The 18,075-nt window shown below is 39.6% G+C and carries 13 protein-coding genes; 2 read left to right on the top strand and 11 right to left on the bottom strand.

Annotated features, from left to right (window positions below):
• Positions 1-8: 8 nt before the first annotated feature.
• From leuC to ilvD, 11 genes are all read right to left on the bottom strand, one after another.
• Complete coding sequence (leuC, locus tag CFK40_RS13860; RefSeq protein WP_089532870.1) at positions 9-1,415, bottom strand: 3-isopropylmalate dehydratase large subunit; 1,407 nt, start codon at positions 1,413-1,415, stop codon at positions 9-11.
• A gap of 18 nt (positions 1,416-1,433) precedes the next feature.
• A complete protein-coding gene (leuB, locus tag CFK40_RS13865) occupies positions 1,434-2,540 on the bottom strand; it encodes a 3-isopropylmalate dehydrogenase (RefSeq protein ID WP_089532871.1) in 1,107 nt (368 codons plus the stop codon).
• A 25-nt stretch (positions 2,541-2,565) separates the two neighbouring features.
• Complete coding sequence (locus tag CFK40_RS13870) at positions 2,566-4,110, bottom strand: 2-isopropylmalate synthase (RefSeq protein ID WP_089532872.1); 1,545 nt, start codon at positions 4,108-4,110, stop codon at positions 2,566-2,568.
• Positions 4,097-5,131, bottom strand: coding sequence for a ketol-acid reductoisomerase (ilvC, locus tag CFK40_RS13875; RefSeq protein WP_089532873.1), 1,035 nt, complete (start codon positions 5,129-5,131; stop codon positions 4,097-4,099). The genes CFK40_RS13870 and ilvC overlap by 14 nt, the downstream gene beginning before the upstream one ends.
• 26 nt (positions 5,132-5,157) lie before the next feature.
• Positions 5,158-5,676, bottom strand: coding sequence for an acetolactate synthase small subunit (gene ilvN / locus CFK40_RS13880; RefSeq protein WP_089532874.1), 519 nt, complete (start codon positions 5,674-5,676; stop codon positions 5,158-5,160).
• Positions 5,673-7,394 (bottom strand): biosynthetic-type acetolactate synthase large subunit, encoded by a 1,722-nt coding sequence (gene ilvB, locus CFK40_RS13885; RefSeq protein WP_089532875.1) that lies wholly within the window; start codon positions 7,392-7,394, stop codon positions 5,673-5,675. The genes ilvN and ilvB overlap by 4 nt, the downstream gene beginning before the upstream one ends.
• Before the next feature lie 551 nt (positions 7,395-7,945).
• The gene (gene thrB, locus CFK40_RS13890) at positions 7,946-8,851 is read right to left on the bottom strand and encodes a homoserine kinase (RefSeq protein ID WP_089532876.1); all 906 of its coding nucleotides are present in this window, start codon (positions 8,849-8,851) and stop codon (positions 7,946-7,948) included.
• On the bottom strand, positions 8,848-9,909 hold the full coding sequence (gene thrC / locus CFK40_RS13895; protein WP_089532877.1) for a threonine synthase: 1,062 nt from the start codon (positions 9,907-9,909) through the stop codon (positions 8,848-8,850). Before thrC ends, thrB begins: the two co-directional genes overlap by 4 nt.
• The gene (locus tag CFK40_RS13900) at positions 9,906-11,192 is read right to left on the bottom strand and encodes a homoserine dehydrogenase (RefSeq protein ID WP_089532878.1); all 1,287 of its coding nucleotides are present in this window, start codon (positions 11,190-11,192) and stop codon (positions 9,906-9,908) included. The genes thrC and CFK40_RS13900 overlap by 4 nt, the downstream gene beginning before the upstream one ends.
• Positions 11,193-11,225: 33 nt before the next feature.
• Positions 11,226-12,446: an aspartate kinase gene (gene dapG, locus CFK40_RS13905; RefSeq protein ID WP_089532879.1), complete on the bottom strand. Its 1,221-nt coding sequence runs from the start codon at positions 12,444-12,446 to the stop codon at positions 11,226-11,228.
• A gap of 856 nt (positions 12,447-13,302) precedes the next feature.
• Complete coding sequence (gene ilvD / locus CFK40_RS13910; protein WP_089532880.1) at positions 13,303-14,988, bottom strand: dihydroxy-acid dehydratase; 1,686 nt, start codon at positions 14,986-14,988, stop codon at positions 13,303-13,305.
• Between the two features lie 328 nt (positions 14,989-15,316).
• Between ilvD and CFK40_RS13915 the strand changes: the two genes are divergently transcribed.
• On the top strand, positions 15,317-16,474 hold the full coding sequence (locus CFK40_RS13915) for a pyridoxal-phosphate-dependent aminotransferase family protein (protein ID WP_089532881.1): 1,158 nt from the start codon (positions 15,317-15,319) through the stop codon (positions 16,472-16,474).
• The gene (gene serA / locus CFK40_RS13920; protein ID WP_089532882.1) at positions 16,474-18,060 is read left to right on the top strand and encodes a phosphoglycerate dehydrogenase; all 1,587 of its coding nucleotides are present in this window, start codon (positions 16,474-16,476) and stop codon (positions 18,058-18,060) included. The genes CFK40_RS13915 and serA overlap by 1 nt, the downstream gene beginning before the upstream one ends.
• Positions 18,061-18,075 lie beyond the last annotated feature (15 nt).

The following is an 18,075-nucleotide window of genomic DNA, read 5'->3' on the forward strand; positions in this document are numbered from 1 at the left end:
AACACCTCCTAATTAAGCACTCCTGCAAAAGAACGGACATCCACAAAACGACCTTCTATTGCGGCTGCTGCTGCCATTTCAGGACTTACTAAATGTGTTCGGGAGCCATTCCCTTGTCTTCCTTCAAAATTTCGGTTAGATGTTGATGCACATCTACCTTCTGGTGGAACAATATCGTCATTCATAGCTAAGCACATACTACAACCAGCTTCACGCCACTCAAATCCAGCTTCTTTAAAAATTGTATCCAAGCCTTCTTTTTCTGCCTGCAGTTTTATACTAAAAGAACCAGGCACAACGATAGCTCTGACAGTTGATTTAACTTGCTTTCCTTCAACGATAGCAGCTGCCTTCTGTAGATCACTCAATCGTGAATTGGTACAAGATCCGATAAATACATGGTCAATCTCTATCGAAGTAATCGACTGGTTTTCTTTTAATCCCATATAATCCAGGGCCCGCTCGACATCTTCCTTATATTCTACTTCGTTTAAATCAGGGGTAGTTCCACTTACTGGTACGCACATGCCAGGGTTTGTTCCCCATGATACTTGTGGTTCAATTTCTTCTGCATGTATTGTTACAGTTTTATCGTAAACAGCACCTTCGTCAGTAGCAAGATCAAGCCACTGTTCAGCCATTTCAGTAAACGCTTCTCCCTCAGGTACATATTCTTTTCCTTTTAAAAACTCAATCGTTTTTTCATCCGGACTAATTAAACCAGCTCTAGCGCCTGCTTCAATCGACATGTTGCAAACCGTCATACGTTCTTCCATGGATAATTTCCGAATTGCATCACCTGTATATTCAATGACAGATCCTGTCCCGAAGCGCACGCCAAATTTTGCAATGATAGCCAGAATCAAATCCTTTGCCGTAACTCCAGGACCTAGGTCGCCTTCCACCTGTACATTCAATGTTTTAGGTTGTTCTTGCCACAATGTTTGAGTAGCCAGTACATGCTCAACTTCACTTGTTCCAATTCCAAAAGCTAATGCACCAAATGCACCATGTGTGGATGTATGACTGTCCCCGCATACAATTGTTTTTCCAGGTTGGGTTAAGCCAAGCTGTGGACCGATTACATGAACAATTCCTTGGTCAGGGTGATACATATCCGCTAACCTTATCCCGTTTGCTTTACAATTCTGTCTCAACGTTTCCATTTGCTTCTCAGCAATTTGGTCTTTAATAACATCCCTATTTTTGGTTGGAACATTGTGGTCCATTGTTGCATACGTTAAATCTGGGCGTCGTACCTTTCGATTGTTCAGACGTAACCCCTCAAAAGCCTGAGGAGAGGTTACTTCGTGAACTAAATGTAAATCAATATAAAGCAAGTTTGGGGTTCCTTCTTCTGCGTGTACAACATGTTTATTCCAAATTTTATTAACGATTGTTTCAGGTTTTACCATTTCATCACATCCCGTCATTTAGACATACATACTGCAAATACTGTTCGAAACACTTTTCGTTGTTAAGCTTTCTACTACTATTTTTGTCATTTCTTTTGTACCTACTTGCTTTCCGCCCTTAATATGCAAATCAGGGGTATGGTATCCTTGCTCAAGACTATTATAAACAGCTTCTTCAATTTCAGATGCTTCCTCTTCCAATCCAAATGAGTGTCGTAGCATTAATGCAGCAGAAAGGATCATACCAAGTGGATTAGCTATCCCTTTCCCAGCAATATCAGGTGCAGATCCATGAACAGGTTCATATAATCCAACTCCATCTGAACGAACACTAGCTGACGGTAGCATTCCTAAAGATCCTGTTAAAACGGAAGCTTCGTCACTTAAAATATCTCCAAATAAATTTTCAGTAACGATGACATCAAAGCGATTCGGCTGCGTAATAAGTTTCATCGCGGCGGCATCAACAAGTAAATGCTCTACCGTCACATCTGGATAATCCTTGCTTTTTTCGTTAACAACTTCACGCCACATGCGACTTGATTCCAGGACATTCGCTTTATCAACAGATGTCAACTGCTTGTTTCTTAATCTAGCACTTTGAAAAGCTTTATCTATAATTCGTTCCATTTCACTGCGATGGTAATAAAGTGTGTCAACAACAGCATTACCGTTCTCGCGCCGTTCACTTGGCTTCCCAAAATAAAGTCCACCAGTTAGTTCGCGAATGATTAAAATATCACTGTCTTTTATCACGTCTTCTTTTAGCGGTGAAGCATGTAACAAAGGAGTAAAGCCTTTCACTGGACGTAAATTGGCAAATAGTCCTAGCTCTTTTCGAATACCAAGCAACCCTTTTTCCGGTCTCATGTGTCCAGGAAGGGAGTCCCACTTCTCTCCTCCCACTGCACCCAAAAGAATGGCGTCTCCATGTTTGCATGCTTTAATGGTATCTTCTGGTAAAGGTGTACCAGATTGATCAATAGCATCACCACCGATAGCGTGTTGATGAAAGGTAAAACTATGACCAAATTCACTCGCAACCGTATTTAACACAAGCTTTGCTGATTCCATAATTTCTTTACCAACACCATCACCTGGAAGTAGAATAATTTGCTTATTCATAAATCTCCCCTCCTCTTTCCTTCTGTTATTTTAAGATCTGTTTATTTTTAGCCGTTTTCTGTTGTACAATATAGCGATTCACCGCATTTAAAAATGCATTTGCAGACGCTTCAATAACATCTTGGGCGGTCCCCCTGCCGTTCATTGGTTCCCCATTAATAACGAGTTGCACATGTGATTCTGCAAGAGCATCCTTTCCACGCCCAACTGAATTAAGCTGGTAATCTACTAGATGAAGATCCTCTGTTATTAATGAATCTAACGTTTTGTATAACGCCTCTACACTACCCTGACCAGTGCAAGCTGTTTGTACGGTTTCTCCGTCAGGATTTTTTAACAGCACTGTTGCAGTAGGTATATTCGCTGTACCATATTGCACCTGAAACATTTCTAATTGGTACTTCTCCACTGTTGAAGTGTCTGTTTGAATTTCCATTAATATCGTAAATAAATCATCATCCGTTACTTCTTTTTTACGGTCTGTTAACAACTTAAATAGGTTGAATGCTTCTTTAAGCTTCTCATCTGAAAGTTCATACCCAAGTTCCTTTACTTTGTCCTTGAAGGCATGTCGTCCTGAATGTTTTCCAAGGAACAATGTGTTTGAACTTATCCCTACCATTTCTGGTGTGATAATTTCATAGGTTGAAGCATGTTTTAGTACCCCATCCTGATGGATACCTGCCTCATGCGCAAATGCATTACGGCCGATAACCGCTTTATTTGCTTGCACATACATCCCGGTTAATTTCGCTACTAGATCACTAGTACGCTTAATTTCATTCAATTTAAGATTTGTATGGTAAGGATAATGGTCGGAGCGAATCTTAAGTGCTACCGCAAACTCCTCAAGAGCTGCATTTCCAGCTCGCTCGCCAATTCCGTTAATAGTCCCTTCCACCTGTGTTGCGCCATTTTCCACTGCAGCTAGCGAATTAGCTACCGCCATACCTAAGTCATTATGGCAATGACAAGAAAGGCTCGCACGGTGAATATTTGGTACGGTTTCTTTTATGAATTTAAACAAATTACCATACTCTAAAGGTGTCGTATATCCAACTGTATCAGGCAAGTTAATAACAGTGGCACCTGCGTCGATAACACGTTCAATAATTTGAGCCAAAAACTTCCAATCTGATCTAGATGCATCTTCTGCAGACCATTCTACTTGTGGAAACTTTTGTTTTGCATAGGAAACCATTTCTACAGCAGTATCGATAACTTGTTCTGGTGATTTCTTCAGCTTATATGTCATGTGAATCGGTGATGTTGCTAGAAAAAGATGTAAGCAAGGCTCTGCGGCACCTCTCAACGCCTCCCAGGCTACATCAACATCTGATTTCACTGTTCTAGCTAATCCTGTAACGGAAGTATCTTTAATGGTGTCTGCGATCGTTTTTACAGCATTAAAATCCCCTTTGGAGGAAGCAGGAAACCCTGCCTCCATTCTATCAACACCGAATCGTTCGAGCTGTTTTGCGATTTCCAATTTTTCTAGTTGGTTTAAATTAACTCCAGGTGATTGTTCACCATCTCTAAGTGTTGTATCGAAAATCTTAATTTGTGACATGTACCTTCACATCCTTTTGTTTAGATTTTAATGATTGTTTTACAAAAGGCATTAAGTCACGTAACTCCCTTCCTACTTTTTCAATTGGATGTTGGTTTTCTTTTGCATTGGTTGCATTAAACTTAGGACGATTAGCTTGGTTCTCTAAGATCCAACCTTTCGCAAATTCACCAGATTGTACATCTGCAAGAATTTCTTTCATTCGATCTTTCGTTTCATCATTGATTACACGTGGTCCAGATACAAAATCTCCCCATTGTGCTGTATCTGACACGGAATAGCGCATGTTTTCAAGTCCACCTTCATACAACAAATCAACAATTAGCTTCATCTCGTGCATACATTCAAAGTAAGCTACTTCCGGCTGGTAACCTGCTTCTGTTAATGTTTCAAACCCTGCTTTTATTAAACTTGTAACTCCTCCGCATAGCACGGCTTGCTCGCCAAACAAATCTGTTTCCGTTTCTTCTTGGAATGTTGTTTCCAGAACACCCGCTCTAGCGGCACCAATTCCTTGTGAGTATGCAAGTGCAAGCTCTTTAGCCTTTCCAGTAACATCTTGATAAACACCATAAAGTGCTGGAACTCCCGCACCTTCTTCAAAAGTCCGGCGTACTAAATGTCCCGGCCCTTTTGGTGCAACTAGAAATACGTCTACATCGAGTGGTGGAACTACTTGTGTAAAGTGGATATTGAATCCGTGCGCGAATGCAATTGCACTATTTGGTTTAAGATTAGGTTGAATACTTTCAAAATATACGGTCGGTTGATGTTCATCTGGAAGAAGTACCATCACAACATCTGCCCCACTTACTGCATCTGCTACGGAAAGAACTTTAAAACCATCTTCCTCCGCCTTTTCTTGAGACTTACCTGGTCTAAGTCCTACAACTACATCGTATCCACTCTCGCGAAGGTTCAATGCATGAGCATGCCCTTGTGACCCATAACCTACTACAGCGATTTTCTTTCCTTGTAATACCTCTTTTTGGATATCTTTTTCATAAAGTACTTTTGACATTTAAATCTTCCTCTCCATTTTTAATTTTATATAGTAAATGAGTTTATCTCGGTAACCTGTTTTGGCTGTTGTCCTCTTAAGAAGGCTGTAACACCTGTTTTGGTCAGTTCTTTTATTCCATATGGTCTAAGCAATGAAATTAATGCTTCAACTTTATTCGGCTTTCCTGTTATCTGTATGGTTAAGCTATCCTTGCTAACATCAATTACAGATGCACGAAACGGTGCTATGATTCCTTGAATTTCAGCATGTAAGTGACCACTACCACCTACTTTAACAAGCGCCAATTCTCTTGCAACGATTGCCTTATCCGTAATATCCGATACTTTTATAACATCAATTTGCTTATTTAATTGTTTTGTCAGTTGTTCTAGCTTTTGATGGTCACCAACTTCCACAACAAATGTCATTTTGGACAGCCCTTCTATTTCTGAATTTCCGACAGAAATGCTATCGATATTGAACTGACGTTTATACAACATCCCTGTGATCCGGTTCAGAACACCACTTCGATCCTGAACGGTAGCCGTTATAATGCGTTTCATTTCGTCACCCCTATCATTTCATGAATCCCTTTCCCAGGGGCAATCATCGGATAAACACATTCCAGTTGAACAACTCGACAATCAACTACAACAGGCCCATCATAGGAAAATACATCCTCAAGCGTTTCGACCACATCATTTTCATTGTCGATTTTTAATCCGCGAATCCCATAGCTTTCTGCAAGTTTTACAAAATCAGGATTCTGAGAAAGAAGCGATTCGGAATATCTTTCTTCATAAAAGCTTTCCTGCCATTGTCTTACCATTCCTAGTGCCTCGTTATTAACAATGATTATTTTTACTGGTAGGTTTCTTTCTTTAATGACCGACAATTCTTGAAGAGTCATTTGAAATCCACCGTCACCGACCACAGAAACTACCAGATCATTAGGAGCTCCAAGTTGAGCACCAATCGCTGCTGGAAAACCAAATCCCATTGTTCCTAGCCCTCCAGATGTTACCCAGCGATTAGGTTTATCAAATGCGTAGTATTGTGCTGCCCACATTTGATGTTGCCCAACGTCTGTTGTTACAATCGCCTCTCCATTCGACACACGATAAACTTGTTTGAGTAGCCATTGCGGCGAAATTAATTCGTCTGACTTTTCATGCCATAACGGATAATTAGTTTTATTACTCTGTAACCGTTCTTTCCATACTTTATGGTCTGGCATCCCAATAGAGCTTGTTAATAATGCCTTTAATGCTTCCTTTGCATCTGCCACAACGGGAATAGCAGTTGAAATATTTTTCCCAATTTCTGCTGGATCAATATCAATGTGAGCTACTTTTGCGTTTGGTGCAAAATGTTCGATGTTGCCAGTTAGACGATCATCAAATCTTGCCCCAATATTTAGTAATAAATCACATTCATAAATTCCCATGTTTGCTGCGTACATCCCGTGCATTCCGGCCATCCCTAAAGAAAGTGAATTAGAACCTGGAAAGCTTCCGAGCCCAAGCAATGTATTGGCTACTGGAAGCTGATACTTCTCAGCGAACTCTTTCAGTTCTTCTGCAGCATTCGCTGATAGTACCCCTGCACCTGCTAGTAGTAATGGACGTTTTGAACGACTTAGAGCATCCGCTAATTTAACAATCTGTAATGGATTAGGAGTCTTAGTCGGTTGATATCCTGGTAAATAAAAGTCATTTTCAAATTTTTCGGTGGTAATCGCAGCGGATATATTTTTAGGAATATCCACAACTACTGGCCCAGGTCGCCCTGTTGAAGCAACATGAAAAGCTTCTTTTACGATTCTTGGTAAATCAGATACATTTTTCACTTGATAATTGTATTTGGTAATCGGTGTAGTTATTCCCATAATGTCTGCTTCTTGAAAAGCATCCGTTCCAATAACACTGTTTGCTACCTGACCAGTAAATATAACCAGTGGCAACGAATCCATCATTGCATCTGTAATTCCAGTAATTAAATTAGTTGCCCCAGGTCCTGAAGTAGCGAGCACTACACCCGGTTTTCCAGTAACACGTGCATAACCTTCTGCCGCATGAATGGAACCTTGTTCATGACGAGAAAGTACATGCTCAAAAGGGGCTTTATTTCGGTATAGCGCATCATAAATCGGTAATACAGCTCCACCTGGATAACCAAATAACGTGTCAACTTCTGCATCAACCAATGTTTCAATTAATAAATCAGACCCGGTTCTTAATACTTTCGTACGTTCCATCTCTTGCTTTGCCTCAACTTTCACACTACATACCTCCTCATATTGGATTCAAAAAAGACCCTTTACTCCCCATAAATCTGCATAAATTCAGAATTATAGGGGAGAAAAGAGCCATCTTTTCACGGTACCACCCATGTTTGTAGCACTCTTACGAATACTACCTTATGAGGCTGATGAACAGCCTACTTTGATAACAGGTACATAAAAATGCACCTGACCAAGTCTACTAGAAAAATCCGTTCAACTTGGCACTCAGGGATGATGTCAGAACAATATGTATTTCTAGGCTTCCAGCAACCCTAGCTCTCTGTAAATACATATAACATGTTCCTTTTTTCCCGTCATCGAGTTAATTGTTATTCATGTGTTTTTAAACATTTTGATAACTGATATTGCCGACAATCATATAACGTTTTAGACGGTTGGTCAATAGGTTTTTTAAAGTTTTTTGATACTTTGAATAAATCTAAATAATTGTATGCGTTTACAACGATTACATGGTAAGGAAAGCTGTGAGAATAAACTTTTTATTACGATTTTATTACATTTTTTAATTGTTAAGGAAACTCCAGTTTTTAAACTGGAGTTATTTGGTTAATCTGTAAACCGTTTTGATCTATTTTTAACGCAACAACCTCGTAATCAGAAAGTTTAGCTGTCATGTGCTTCGATATCATCGTTCCTTCTCCTTTTGGTACAAAGGAAATCATTGTTGGACCGGCCCCGCTTATAACAGTTCCATAGGCATTCACTTTTTTAGCTTCCTGCTTTATGGAATGGTAGTTCGGGATAAGATCTGCACGGTATGGTTCATGAAATAAATCACTTTCCATCATTTTTCCGGCTAAATGAAAATTTCCAGATAAAAGGGAGGCAAGCATTAGGTTACTAATTGCACTTGCAGTAGTTGCACTTTTTCTAGTTAAATTAGACGGAAGTAACTGCCGCGCTGTTTCCGTTTTTAGTTCCACGTTTGGAATATAAACTACAACATCTAAATCGAGAGTTGGTATTTGCACATATTCAACCTTGTTGTTCTGTGTTGTAGCTGTAACCACAATTCCTCCGAATAATGCAGACGCCACATTATCTGGATGCCCTTCGATGTCGGTTCCATACTCTAGCTTTTGTTCGCTAGTTAAACCCAGACCACATAGTTGATTCGCCAGTTCAATTCCTGCTAGCGCAGCAGAAGCACTACTACCAAGTCCCCGTGCTAATGGAATCCCACTATCGACAATTACTTTACAACCAGGTAGAGCTTTCTGATGACGTTGTGCAGTTTGTTTTGCAATCTGATAAATAAAATGATCGTGATAATTAGTAAAAGAAGGCAAAAGGTGGGAGTGGTGCTCAATCTCCCAATTATCCTGTTCTGTTACATGCAACGTCAAAAAACGATTTAATGCAAGTCCTGCAGAATCAAATCCCGGGCCCATATTTGCTGAACTCGCTGGGATTGTGATATCGAACTGTTTCATGTCGCCACCATATCTGCTATATAAGCCATAACTTTTTCTTCATCATTTGGAAGTGACACTGGTTCTACAGTTACTTGATCGATCGCTGTCTGTGGATCTTTCAACCCATTTCCAGTCAAAACAGCAACCACTTTATTTCCTGGTGTAATAGACCCCTCCTTACATTGTTGGATAACTCCTGCAATGGAGGCACAAGATCCTGGCTCTGCAAAAATTCCTTCTTTACGTGCCAGAAGTTTAAATGCATCTGTAATTTCATTATCTGTTACAAAATTAATTTTCCCACCAGATTCATCCCTTGCGGCAACTGCAAAATCCCAGCTTGCTGGATTCCCGATTCGAATGGCTGTAGCTACTGTTTCCGGATTAGGGATAATTTTATTTTTCACAATCGCCGCTGCACCTTCCGCTTCAAATCCGAACATTTTTGGCAGACCTGTTGACTTTTCATCATGATACTCCTTAAATCCTTTCCAGTAGGCACTGATATTACCTGCATTACCAACTGGAATAGCAAGGATATCGGGTGCAGAACCAAGTTGTTCACACACTTCAAAGGCAGCCGTTTTTTGCCCTTCCAACCGGTAAGGATTCACCGAGTTAACGAGTGTAACTGCAGTTTTTTCACTTAACTTTCGTACCATTTTCAATGCATCATCAAAATTTCCATCAATTTCTACGATTTCAGCACCATACATTTTTGCTTGTGCAAGTTTTCCAAGTGCTACTTTCCCCTTTGGAATTACAATAATCGCACGTATCCCTGCTTTGGCGGCATATGCTGCAGCAGAGGCTGATGTGTTCCCAGTAGATGCACAAATAACAGATTTACTCCCTGCTTCCACTGCCTTTGCAACAGCCATTACCATTCCTCGATCTTTGAAAGAGCCTGTCGGGTTTGCTCCTTCCACTTTGCCATATAGTTCCACACCTAGTTGTTCAGATAAGTGCGAAAAGTGTATTAATGGTGTATTTCCCTCATGAAGGGTTAAAGCAGGTGTTTCTGTTGTTATAGGTAAATATGATCCATACTGTTTGATTATTCCTTGCCAGTTCATTCTCCAACAGCTCCTTCAATACGAAAATGACTTTTTACTTCTTTTACGACATCTGCCTTCTGTAAATCAGCTAAGACATTTCTAACCTTTTCCAATGTTGTTTCATGCGTTACTACGACAATTTCATCTTCAGGAATTTGTATAATTCGTTCGAAGCTAATAGTTAAATCATTAAATATGGTTGAAATAGCCGTAAATGTATCGGTCTTATCCTGTACATGTAATCTAAAATAATAATTACTGAAGCGTTGATCAGGTGTTTTTAAAACCTTTTCAAAACGGGGTGGAAGATACGAGCGTCCACTTATATCTAATAACATATTTTTAATAGCAACAACCACATCAGACATCACAGCTGTTGCGGTTGGTAGACCTCCTGCTCCAGGACCATAAAACATTGTTTCTCCAACAGCCTCTCCGTTAACATAAACTGCATTATTTTCATTTTTTACAGCTGCCAATGGATGATTCCTAGACAGAAAAGTGGGTTGTACACTTACTTCAACCTGATTGTCCTGGAAATGTGTAAATCCTATTAACTTCATTGTTAAGCCAAGCTGTTTGCCAAACTGTAAATCTTTTAATGCTAGATCTGCAATTCCGTTAACCTCGACATCTCCTAAATCTACGGAAGTTGAAAATGCAAGTCGCGCAAGGATAGCCATTTTTCTGGCAGCGTCCAAACCACCTACATCTGCCGTTGGATCAGCCTCAGCAAAGCCTAGCTCTTGAGCTTCTTTTAATGCATCTTCATAAGAAACTCCCTCATCATCCATTTTAGTTAGAATATAGTTCGTTGTACCATTTACAATTCCCATTACTTTATCAATTCGATCTGACACAAGTCCATCTTCTATTCCACGTACAATCGGAATTCCACCAGCAACACTAGCTTCGTAAAATAGGTCACACCCATACTGATTTGCAGCATTTTGAAGTTCTGGGCCGTGTAGTGCCATTAAATCCTTGTTTGCTGTTACAACATGTTTTCTCGCTTCTAACGCTTTTAGAATATATTCACGCGTTTCATCAATACCACCCATTACCTCGATAATAACATCAATTTCCGGATGATTTAAAACATCCTCTGGGTTTGTAGTGAGATATGTAGAATCTACTTGGACATCACGTGTTTTCTCTAAATTACGAACTAATATACTTTTTATATTCACGCCACACCCAAGCTGGTGAACAAGCTCTTCCTGGTGTCTTTCAATGATTTGAAAGACACCAGAACCAACTGTTCCTAAACCTAAAAGGCCGACAGATATATTTTTTTTCATGTTCTCAACCCCATTCTTTTGAAATACCAAGTATTATTTTATACCTGATTCTAACGTTTGACTCAAATTAAACGAATCATGCAATACATTAACCGCATCCATTAAGTCTTTCTCGTAAACTAATACCCTATTACTGGTATGACTTTCAGCTGATTGCAATACTTCGATACCTTTTTCAGTAAGTACTTGCACTATTCCAGATGCTACTGTAACCCCCATCAAGCCACCTCCAACCACTGATATTCTTGCACAGTTTTCGATTACTTGTGGTTGACAATCCAAGTTTGTTATACAGTCTACTGCTGTTTGCGTATATACTTTTGGAATCGTGAGAAGTAAATCGGTTGAAGATATGGTAGAAAAGTCAACCGAAATTCCAGCATCTTCAATCTCTTTAAAAATATCTGAATGATGACGATGCATTTTCTCTCGATTTTTAATTTTGATCTGGGTTAATTCAAGCATATGAGCAATACCAGTAATCGGCTGGTCAGGTATTTCCCTTATTCCTGCACTAGTCACCAATGTTCCATTTTCTATTGAATAAGTTGAGCGTACATGTAATGGGATATTTGCCCCCATAGCAATTTCAACTGCTCTTGGATGAATCACTTTTGCTCCTTGATTTGCGAAATTACAAATTTCCGTATACGATACAACTTTTAATTGCCTTGCAGATTTAACTATTCTCGGATCCGCCGTCATGATTCCGTTAACGTCTGTGAAAATTTCAACCTTTTCAGCGTTTAGTGCAGCTCCAAGGACTGCCGCAGTCGTATCACTTCCACCTCTACCAATCGTTGTGACTTCACCAGCAGAAGTTTGCCCCTGGAAGCCCGCAACTACTACCACATCATGGTTTTCCAATTCGTTTACTATGCGAGTAGTATTTACACTTTTAATTTTTGCTTCTGTAAAATCAGATGTAGTCGTAATGCCTGCTTGTGCACCAGTAAGCGCAATTGACTTAATATGATTATTTTGTAGCTCATTAGACAACACTACACTAGCAATTATTTCACCGCATGACATCAATAAGTCCTTTTCCCGTTTTGAATGAAATTGGTTAGCTTGGTTAGCTAGACTTAGTAAGGTATCTGTAGCATATGGATCAGGCTTACGCCCCAAAGCTGAAACAACAACAACTAACTTATATTGACCTTCTATTGCATGTTTAATATGGGAAATCACATTAGTAATGCTTGCCGGTGTTTGTAAGGAGGTTCCCCCAAATTTCTGAACTAAAATTGTCATTTTCACACCTCAATTCACAACCATTTATTTTTTTGCTGAACATTGATTAATTTGTACGGTACCGCAGCACTTCAACCTATATCTATCGCCTTAACGCTGCTACATTGTAGTATCGTTCACTACCTGTAGTGTCACCTCCCAGGAACTTGTGTATAAAAAAAGACCCTTCACTCCCCATAAATCTGCACAAATTCAGAATTATAGGGGAGAAAAGAGGTCTTCTTTTCACGGTACCACCCATGTTCATAGCATTCTCGCGAATACCACCTTAGAGGCTGACGAACAGCCTGCTTTGATAACAGGTACATGTTAATGCACCTGACCAAGTCTACTAAAAGAGTTTTTTCAAAAAGGCAACAAATGATAAACGATGAATTTCTTCGTTGCGCAGTTTTTCCGGTCCTCACGTATTAAAAGCATACGTTCCGGTCCTCAAAATCTTCGCGCCTTGAACTTCTTGTTTCTAATTTGCCACTTTTTGAACACACACTAAAAAGTTTGTTCGACTTAGCACTCAGGGATGATATCAGAACAATGTGTACTTCTAGGTTTCCAGCACCCCTAGATCTCTGTTAATACATAATACTTGTTCCTTCGTTCCCGTCATCGAGTTAATCTCATTCCATGTTTACAAGGAATTATTTTTTTTATATTGCCGACAATCATATAACGTTTTAGCTAGTTGGTCAACAGGTTTTTTGAAGTTTTTTGATATTTTCAATAAGTCCAAATAATTGTATGCGCTTACAACGTTTGTACGATTGAAAAAGCTATTGATTAAATACTTTGTTACAATTTTATAACAAAAAAATGACCTCAGTTAAAAAACTGAAGCCATTCTTTGCATGCATATCCTCTATTTAGTTAAAAAATCTGTTATCGCGCCTTTTGATGAACAGGAAACATTATGTGCATACTTCCCTAAAACACCTTTTTTATATAAGGCTGGGGCTTGCCATCCCTTGCGACGACTTTCTAGCTCATCTTCAGAAACATCACAAGATATCTCTTTTTTGTCTGAGTCTATCGTTACTAGATCTCCTTCTTTTAGCAATGCAATTGGTCCGCCGTCTTGCGCTTCTGGCGAGATGTGCCCAACGACTAAGCCGTGTGTCCCACCCGAAAATCTACCATCGGTTAATAAGGCAACTTTTTCGTCCATTCCTTTTCCAACTAATATGCTTGAAATGGACAGCATTTCAGGCATTCCTGGGCCACCTTTTGGACCAACATAACGAATGATGATTACATCCCCATCGTTAATTTTATTATCCATTACAGCAGCTGTAGCTTCTTTTTCATTATCAAACACGCGAGCCGGACCTGTATGCCTTTTTACCTTAACACCCGAAACTTTCGCCACAGCGCCAGTTGGTGATAAGTTACCTTTTAACACGATTAATGGACCATCAATACGTTTTGGGTTATCAAATGGCATAATTACTTTTTGGCCTTCCTCTAGTGATGGTGCCTCCGCTAAATTCTCAGCAACAGTTTTACCTGTTACAGTTAAACAATCTCCATGGAGATATCCCGCCTCATAAAGGAGTTTCATAACAGCTTGTACTCCTCCAACTCGATGTAAATCTTGCATAACAAATCTACCACTTGGTTTTAAATCGGCAATATGTGGAGTTTTCTCTTGAATTCTATTAAAATCATCAATCGTTAAATCTACGCCAATAGCATGAGAAATAGACAATAGATGCAAGATAGCATTCGTCGATCCTCCAAGTGCCATAACAACTGTAATTGCATTTTCGAATGCTTCTTTCGTCATAATATCTTTAGGATAAATATCTTTTTCTAGTAAATGATAAACTGCTTTACCAGCAGCAACACAATCGTTTACTTTGTTAATTGTTTCCGCTGGGTTTGAAGAGCTCCCCGGTAAGCTCATCCCCATAGCTTCAACTGCCGAGGCCATGGTATTTGCCGTATACATACCCCCACACGATCCAGCTCCAGGACATGCATGACACTCAATTGACCTTAATTCGCCGTCATCTATATTCCCGTTATTGTGTTGGCCAACACCCTCAAACACGGACACAATATCAATGTCTTTACCATTGTGTGATCCAGGGGCAATCGTACCACCATAAACAAAAACCGCTGGAACCTCTGAATTCGCAATGGCAATCATACAGCCAGGAATATTTTTGTCACAACCTCCAATGGCAACTAATCCATCTAAATTCTCCGCGCCTACCACTGTTTCAATCGAATCTGCTATCACATCACGACTTGGTAGCGAATAACGCATCCCTTGTGTCCCCATTGAAATACCATCTGAAACAGTAATTGTATTAAATATTAATGGTACACCACCAGCTTCTTTTGCACCTTCTTTTGCATTGGCAGCTAAATCATTAATATGTATATTACATGGCGTAACTTCGCTCCAAGTACTAGCAATCCCAATCATTGGCTTTTTAAAGTCTTCATCAGACACACCAACTGCTCGAAGCATCGCACGGTTTGGTGCCTTCATAGAACCTTCACTAAAAACCTTACTTTTTATACGTAAATCTTTTTTCATCTTGTTTCCCACCCTTCTTTCGAATAATTATATGACTTATTTTCCTATTGTTCAATGTATTTATTTTATTAAAAAATTGAAATCAATACTCGTAGTCGGTTAAGCGTTTACACCCATTTTTATACATTTACAAAATCCTCAAAATACATTGACAACAACTATAGATTTGCTATGATGAATAAAAATTAGACTCAAAGTCAAGAGGATATACTTATGTTGCGTAACTTTTCACCCTTTTTACCAATAAACAAAGAAAAGGGTGAAAAGTTTTTTTATTCGATAATAATCGGGAGTGACACAGGCACTCCCAACAAAGGAGAGTTTACATATGCTACCAGATCAACAGTTATTACGAATACCTGGCCCTAGTCCAATACCACCCAGTGTACAACGTGCGATGAGCCAGCCGATAATTGGGCATCGGGGTCAAGAAACAAAAGAATTATTGCAAAGGATTAAGCCCAGACTAAAGCCACTATTTGGAACGACACAAGATGTCTTCATCATTACAGGAAGCGGGACATCTGGTTTGGAAACAGCGGTTGTAAACACCGCACACCCTGGAGATGATGTGTTAGTAATCGTTACTGGTGCCTTTGGTGATCGTTTTGTCAAAATAGCGCAAGCTTACGAGATAAAAGTTCATCGTTATGATGTTGAGTGGGGTACTGCTGTAAATCCTGAAGGTATAAAAGAATATCTAAAGAAACATCCAGAAATTAAAGTTGTCTTTTCTACCTATTGTGAAACTTCGACAGGTGTACTAAATCCCGTTCAAGAACTGGCACACGTTGTTCACCAGAACTCGGATGCTTTAGTGGTTGTTGACGGAGTTTCTTGTGTTGGGGCTGTTAAAACAAAAATGGATGAATGGGGAGTTGACGTACTTGTGACAGGATCACAAAAAGCATTGATGCTCCCACCTGGTTTGACATTTGTTGCGGCAAGTGAACGTGCTTGGAAGGTTATCGAGGATAACAAGCGACCACGTTTCTACTTAGATTTAAAAAAGTACCGCGATAATTTAGAGAAAGATTCTACCCCTTTCACCCCAGCCGTATCGCTTTTATTTGGATTAGAGCAAGTACTTAAACTTTTAGATGAAGAAGGTCTTGATCAGGTTTACTCACGACACCACTTGATGATGGAGATGACTAGAGCAGCATTTCAAGCACTAGACGTTCCGTTGCTTACCAGTGATAAAGCTGCTTCTCCTACCGTAACAGCAATAAAACTGTTAAATTCTCAGTCCGAGCAGTTACGGAAAGTGATTAAAAAAGAATTTGGCTTATCAGTCGCAGGCGGTCAGGCGCATATGAAAGGTGAAATTTTCCGGATTGGACATATGGGGTATTGTTCCCCAGCGGATGTCTTGCAAATCATAAGCACGATTGAAATTGGCTTAAAGAAAATTGGACAGCCTATTGATCTTGGTTCAGGAACTCGCGCGGCCCAAGAAATTTATTTATCACAGGAGGTTAAATAATGGCGTTTAACATTTTAATAAGTGACCCACTCAGCGAGGAAGGTATTCAACCGCTTCGAGATGCTGAAGATATGAATATTGTAATCGATACTACGTTAACTCCAGAAGAATTAGCAGACCAGATTGGAGCGTACGATGCGCTTTTAGTAAGAAGCCAGACTCAAGTAACTCGTGAAGTAATAAGCAAAGCGTCTAAGTTGAAAATAATCGGGCGTGCCGGTGTTGGGGTTGATAATATTGACCTTGATGCAGCAACAGAACATGGAATCATTGTTGTCAACGCACCTAACGGAAATACCAATTCAGCAGCGGAACACACAATGGCGATGATTATGTCCTTATCTAGAAACATACCACAGGCATACCATGCTTTAAAAAACCACAAATGGGATCGAAAGAAATTTGTAGGCGTTGAATTAAAGAACAAAACGTTAGGGGTTATTGGGCTAGGCAGAATTGGTACAGAAGTTACGGTTCGAGCCAAAGGTCAACGGATGAATGTCATCGCCTATGATCCATTTTTAACCGAAGAAAAAGCAGATAAAATGGGGATAGGCTATGGTACAATTCAGGAGGTTTTAGAAAAAGCTGACTTTATTACGATACATACTCCTTTGTTGAAAGAAACAAAACACTTGATTAATGCTAGTGCATTCCAGCAAATGAAAACCGGCGTACAAATTGTTAATTGTGCCCGAGGAGGGATCATCGATGAAGAAGCACTATACGATGCCATCGTTTCTAAAAAAGTAGCTGGCGCTGCGCTCGATGTATTTGAAGAAGAACCATTCGTAGACCATAAGTTATTGGATTTACCAGAAGTAATCGCTACTCCACACCTTGGAGCAAGCACTTTTGAAGCTCAGGAAAGTGTAGCTGTCGATGTCAGTCATGATGTTGTCCGTTTTTTAACTGGAGATTTAGTCAAAAACCCTGTTAACCTTCCATCCGTGCCAAACGATATTATGAACAGAATTGAGCCCTATTTTAATTTGGCAGAAAAGCTAGGATTATTTCTTATTGGTTTAACTGGAGAAGTGGTAGAAGACATAACTATCTATTACTCAGGTGATTTATCTGAGGTAGAGGTAGCGCCATTGACCAGAAATACTGTAAAAGGATTATTGAAGCGCCATTTAGGTGACCATGTTAACGATGTGAATGCCCTTTATCTTGCTGAACAAAAAGGAATAACAATAAACGAGAGTAAAACTTCCAAAGCAAAGGGCTTTACCAATTTACTTAAAGTGGAAGTGAAAACAAAATCAGGAAAAAGAAGTGTTTCAGGAACCCTATTAAATGGCTTAGGTCCTAGAATAGTGAAGGTGGACAATTATAGTGTCGATGTTACGCCAGAGGGCCATATAGTAGTTATTCATCATAAAGACCAACCAGGCGTAATTGGTAGAATGGGTAGTTTGTTAGCACAACATCAGATTAACATCGCAACCATGCAGGTGGATCGATCAGATATCGGCGGAGATGCTATCATGTTATTAAGAGTTGATAAACACTTGGGAAAAGAAGGACTTAGTGAGCTAAAAGCATTAAATGAAATTTACGATGTAACAGCAATAGATTTATAGTTTGTCCGCAAACCT

The sequence above is a fragment of the Virgibacillus necropolis genome (genome assembly GCF_002224365.1).
Lineage (GTDB): Bacteria > Bacillota > Bacilli > Bacillales > Amphibacillaceae > Virgibacillus_F > Virgibacillus_F necropolis.